Source organism: Alteriqipengyuania lutimaris (assembly GCF_003363135.1).
GTDB lineage: Bacteria > Pseudomonadota > Alphaproteobacteria > Sphingomonadales > Sphingomonadaceae > Alteriqipengyuania > Alteriqipengyuania lutimaris.
On record NZ_QRBB01000003.1, the window covers coordinates 1 to 5,911 of the forward strand.

The following is a 5,911-nucleotide window of genomic DNA, read 5'->3' on the forward strand; positions in this document are numbered from 1 at the left end:
CTTCATCCACGGCGGCGTCATGTGGAAGGGTTTTCTGTGCTGCCTGCTAGTCGCGGGAGTGACCTCTCTTCAAGAATGGGATCCCAACCGTCAATATGTGTACAAAGTAGAAAGTCGAGCTTTCACCGCTCTTCACCAGATCTCAAACCAGTATGCAGGAATTCTAATGCGGGCAAAGTTGATCATTCAACCTAAAACTCGAGAGGAACTGCATGCTCAGCTAGTCGAAGTTGAGCATTCACAAATCAACAAGGAACTGCCAAGTGGCTGGGATCAGGAAATTGAAATCCACGATTGGCAGCAACTCTCAGCACTAAAAGATGCCTTCGCAATTATCCTACAAAATGGACATATAGTTAATGTCAAGGTGAAAGATAGTACACCAAACTGGGCGGTTAACATCCTCAAAGGTATCCTCAGCACTCTCCAGGTGAATACACAAGCGGATAATCTCGTCAGACATCGTTATGACATTCTTCCGAACGCTTCTACCGACAGTGCCGTGTACAGCATCAGGGAATCTACAATTACTGGTGAATGTGAGGTGGAATACGACGTGTCCCCACTTCCAGCATTATCACTCCTACAACATCCAGAACTGGCTCCTTTAAGCAACGTGAATGACAACGTTATTGATATAGAAAAAACTCAAAACTTCTCAAACTGCAAGAGACGTCCTGCTGTACATTACGGTCTCGCAGGAATTCCAGACCTCGAACCGGGACAGAACCAAATGGGCGACTTCTTGGCGCGTTCATCAGTGAGTCGTGTGGTCATCTCAGGCACATTGAATAAATTCACCGTTCAATCGTCCGTAACGACAAATCAAGTTGTCATGAGCCCTGAAATGTACAACAGCCAGAAAGGACTTATCGTCAGTCGCGTCAATGTCACCATAAAAGATATTGAAGAAGCGCGCCCCATCCCTTTACCAGGGAATTTGCAAGACACTGGGGACCTTTTATATTCTTATAACAACGCCCATGATATTGAGCCTCTTCAACGCGATAGACAAGATAGTGACTTCACCTTGGAAAGTGACAGCAGTAGCAGCAGTAGCAGCAGCAGCGATGAAAATTCATGGAGTAGAGATAGTCACAGCAGAATAAGTGAAGAAAACAAAAAAGCCCAAATAAAGCAGCAGAGAATAAAGGCTAATAGACATTCTGATGACGATGTTACAAATGATGAAATAAGTTTTGCTTCAAGAGAACGTCAGAGGCGTTCAAGAACTCGGCGCTCTATCAGGAATGATGACAGCAGCAGCAGTAGCAGCAGCAGTGAAGAAGATTACCAACCAAGGCCACTCAGAGGTCAACCACCAAATATTCCTCTCCTCCCCTTCTTTGTTGGGAATCGTGGAAATGCTGCGTTTCTTTTGAGTAGCGATGACCCTGCTGAAATTGTTAAAAGTCTTGCTGAAGAAATTAAATCCGACATGAAGAAACCCGCTTATATCCCAGAAAGAAACACACACGCCAAACTCATGATGATGAGAGATATCGTTCGTACTATGACTGCAAAACAATTACAGAAGGCGACATCTCTGATCCACTCTGAAAGTAAACATGACCTAGGATGGATAGCATACCGTGATATGGTTTCTGAATCTGGAACTCACCCTGCCCTTGAAGAATTATCCATTTGGATTATTAGTAAAAAGTTATCATTTGAGGAAGGTGCGGAACTTCTTGCAACCCTGCCCCGAGCAGTTATCATGCCAACACCTGAGTACTTCGAGGCTTTTAACAAACTGGTTATGGATAAGAGAGTAAGAAATCAGCCCATTGTAAACAGCACCGGACTACTTGCACTCGCCACTCTCCATCGACAAGTACATGATGCGGAATTTTCACATAATAACTATCCTGTCCACGCCTTCGGCCGGATGGTCCCAAGGAACTATAATGCCACCAACGATTTTATTGATTATTTGGGAAAACAACTCCACGCTGCAATGGCAGATGGAAACAGACCGAAAATTCAAGTAATAATTCGTGCACTTGGTAATACCGGCAACAAACGCATTCTCAATTACCTAGAACCATATCTGGAGAGAAAGAAGAATGCAACGGAGTTCGAGAGGCTTTTGATGGTAACATCCTTGGACATCTTGGCTGAAATAAACCCGGAGCTTGCTAGGCAAGTTCTGTACAACGTGTACATAAATATTGGAGAAAATCACGAACTGAGATGCGCATCGGTAATTCTGCTGATGAGGACACAACCTCCCGCCGCCATGCTTCAAAGAATGGCTGAATTTAGCAACATCGATCCAGTGAAGCAAGTGGTTTCTGTAGTTCAGTCTGCTATCCGCAGTGCTGCCAACCTCAAGGAGCCTGGAAACCTAAATTTGGCGAGGGCTGCTAGGAGCGCTGTGAACATTCTGAATCCAATGTCAATGGACATCGCATACTCTAACGACATCCTGTCAAGTAATATGATACAGGATATGGATCTTGGCTACAAAGATAACATGGCCCATGTTGGAAGCAGCGACAGCATTATTCCCAATACCATATTAAGGAAGTTCAACCGCTATGCTGGAGGACAGGCACACTCAGATATTAATTTTTCAGAAATGGTCTCCAGTGTAAAACAATTATTGAAAGCTTTGAGAAACCCATTAAAGCAACGTGAGGACCCGTTGCTGAGGAGAGAACCCGTTGCTGATCGCAGGGAATTCAATATTCCCCCAATTATTATTGATACAGCACCTCCACTTGAAGGAAATATGATGCTGAGATGGTTAGGAAACGATAGATTCTTTTCATATGACAAAAATGACATTAAACAACTCTTCAGAAACTACAATGCTGCTGCTCTTCCTTTGGCTGATATGCACATGCTTGATGATATGAAGGTATACAATCAGAAGTCGCTGGCCATTGCTTTTCCCAATGCATTGGGTCTCCCATCCCTCTTCACGATAGATGTGCCGACCGTGCTGAGAGCAAACAGCACTTTTCGTCTGCTTCTAAACAACACTTCCAGTGAATCCTCCTCCATAGAAGTTTTGCCATGGAAACTAGGCGCCAGAAGTGAAACTAGCCTCACGTACTCCGTTAAAGAAATGAGCAAAATCGCAATCGTGACTCCATTCAACTCAATGGAACACATGGCTGCTCTGGAAAGAAATATATTGATTAATATACCTATAAAATTAGACGTTGATTTCGATCTGGAGGCACAAAATATTGCTCTAAATATGAAGCTGATTGGGAAAGACTCTAATCCAAGATTAGCACAATTGAGCACAAACACATATACTACCAATCACAAGATCACCATCATTAAACCGGCTATACAAGATGAGGAAGCGAAGCAAATTCACGTCCGCCCAGCACGGATGATGAGAGACACGTTTGGCAAACTTCAGACTGGAATTGCCCTTAATTTAGAAATAGAAACTGAAGACGAATTTTTGGATATGGAGTTGCTTCGCCAGGAGCTTCAGGGCCGCGACTTCACATCTGCTCTCGCTTTTATTTGGGCTCGACGGACTATCAATAACCACAACGTTACTCTGTCCATCGACGAAGATCAAAGTACTACCAATGCTGTAAGAATTGAAGGAAAATACGCGTCCAAAATAAACGACGTTGACGCCGGTACTTGGACTGAGTGGAGAAGCAGCAGAGTTGAGCGCAGTGCTAAACGTCATCATCGGCCCAGGCCCGAGGCCCAGGAGTACGATAGCAGCGCCAATCCTGCCATTGTAGATCGCGCTGATAAACTAGAAGAATTCCTCAACAGGGCCAGCGGTAACCGTGTGCATGGACTTGCAGTTCGGGTAGCTTTCACTGGTTCAAGCGATGCAACATTCGACTTAACTGCCGCACTGGGTCTTTCCAACGTCAACGGTAGCGCCCGTGCTTTGGTTTCCTATATCTCACAACCAGCCCATCCAGCTGATGTTATGCCAAGAAAAACGGAGTACGATTTGTTCGCCGCTTTATCCATGCCTGCACCGCCAATCATTAATTTCAACCAAGCATTGGAATTTGACCCAGACTCTAATCTGGATGCTGGTCTTTCGATATTCACAAATGATAAGCCTTCCGGAAACCTTCGTATTAAGGGCGAACTGCAACAGAGCGAAGAACGAAGAAACGCCATTAGGTCAACTCCTGCAGCTCTTGCGTGCATGAGAGAAATGGCAAATGGCAATAATAACCTTCTGCCATCTTGCCGCAACGCCACAGAAATGGCTAACAGACTGGATCGCATTCGATTACAAGCGAAGTTTGAAAACCTTTCCGATGACTTGATCAACAATACTTACAAAGCGTACACCTGGATTCGTTATTTTACACAACCATACGTCACGGAGAATATTGCGCAGGAACAAAACCCAGGAAGATTGAATATTAACGTGGATGTGAATAATGATGGCACTGCTCTAAATGCGTCCGTAGATACAGCGCTTATGAGCATCACATGGACGAACATTCGTCTGAATCGGTGGACAAGATCTTTGGTTGAACCCAGCCCGCAAGATACCGCACTGGACCGTCTTGCTAGGGAGGCCTTACCACTTTACTACGAGCCGACTTGCGTTCTTGATGTCAGTCAAGCCGCTACGTTTGACAACACTACGTACCCGCTCACTCTTTCGAGTGCGTGGCATATGATGTTACAGTATCAACCCAAAAGATCGCAGGATGACGAAAACTTGGATGACGTTCCAGACATTATCAGACCTCCAGTAGCAATACTGGCACGTGAAACATCCAATCGCCGTAAGGAAATACTAATGAATCTGGACCATACTATTGTGGCCTTCAAACCTACATCAGAGGTTAATGTGGAAGTGAATGGCAGAATATTAATTATTGAGCAATCAAGAACAACGGACATCATGGCAGAAGGAAATTTGGTACTTCAAATACACAGACTACCAAGTAGAGCTGTATACATGGTGGCCCCTCAACATAAACTTCTCATGATCCATGATGGCAAGAGAGTTCTGCTTCAGGCCAGCAACGGTTACCGCGACGAAGTCAGAGGACTCTGTGGAACATTTGATGGAGAGCCCACTACAGATTTCACAACACCTAGTAACTGCATATTAAACGATCCAAAAGCTTTTATCAACTCGTACAGACTTGGTGGAGACAGAGAAGATAATGCCTGGATGTTGAATTACCGTGCACAACCATGTGTCAGCAGGAACTTTACTTCTACCGATATTATCGGCAAGCACATGCCGAGGAACCCTGCGTCCAGAGGATTCGAATTGCCGCACCCGGTAAATGATACGTCATCTTCCTCTTCTTCGTCATCGGAGTCGTCTTCTTCCTCTTCTTCTTCGTCATCTGAATCTGCTTCTAATTCTGATTTGCATAATAATTCCACATCCAGTTCCAGCTCCAGCTCCAGCTCCAGCTCCGAATCTGCGGAAGGTGCTCCTGAGAAATCTTCAAGAAAGACAAGCCCTCCTCAAACCTCCACTTTACATCGCACCATGGTTGTCGAAGAGGTTACAGAAATTTGCTTCAGTATGCGACCCCTGCCAGAATGTGCCCCACGCTTCAAACCTGCCGACACGTTGAAGAAGAAAATTAAGTTCCACTGTCTGACCAAGGGACCAACTGCCAGCCACTGGTTGAAAATGGTGAAGAAAGGAGTGAACCCTGACTTCAGCAAGAAAAGAGAGCACAAACAGCTGGAGGTTGATATCCCAGCTAAGTGCGTTCGTCATTGAACGTTGTAGTTCTTCGTTGTTTATTTAAAATAATCGAATTTGGGATGGATTGTTTTCCATCTCTCTATTTAGAGCAGACTCATGTAGTTGTGTTAAAGGCTTATTTATATGTAATAAATTAAGTGCAATTTAAAACAGTCTTATTACTTTTATTAAAGTGAGTATAATGAAGTTACTTATTCAAGACGGTGCAAGGAGCGAACC

The 5,911-nt window shown here is 44.5% G+C and carries 1 protein-coding gene; it reads left to right on the forward strand.

Going from position 1 to position 5,911, the window contains the following annotated elements:
• The first annotated feature begins 19 nt into the window (after positions 1 to 19).
• A complete protein-coding gene (locus tag DL238_RS15955) occupies positions 20 to 5,707 on the forward strand; it encodes an open beta-sheet domain-containing protein (protein WP_234031156.1) in 5,688 nt (1,895 codons plus the stop codon).
• The last annotated feature ends 204 nt before the right edge of the window (positions 5,708 to 5,911 follow it).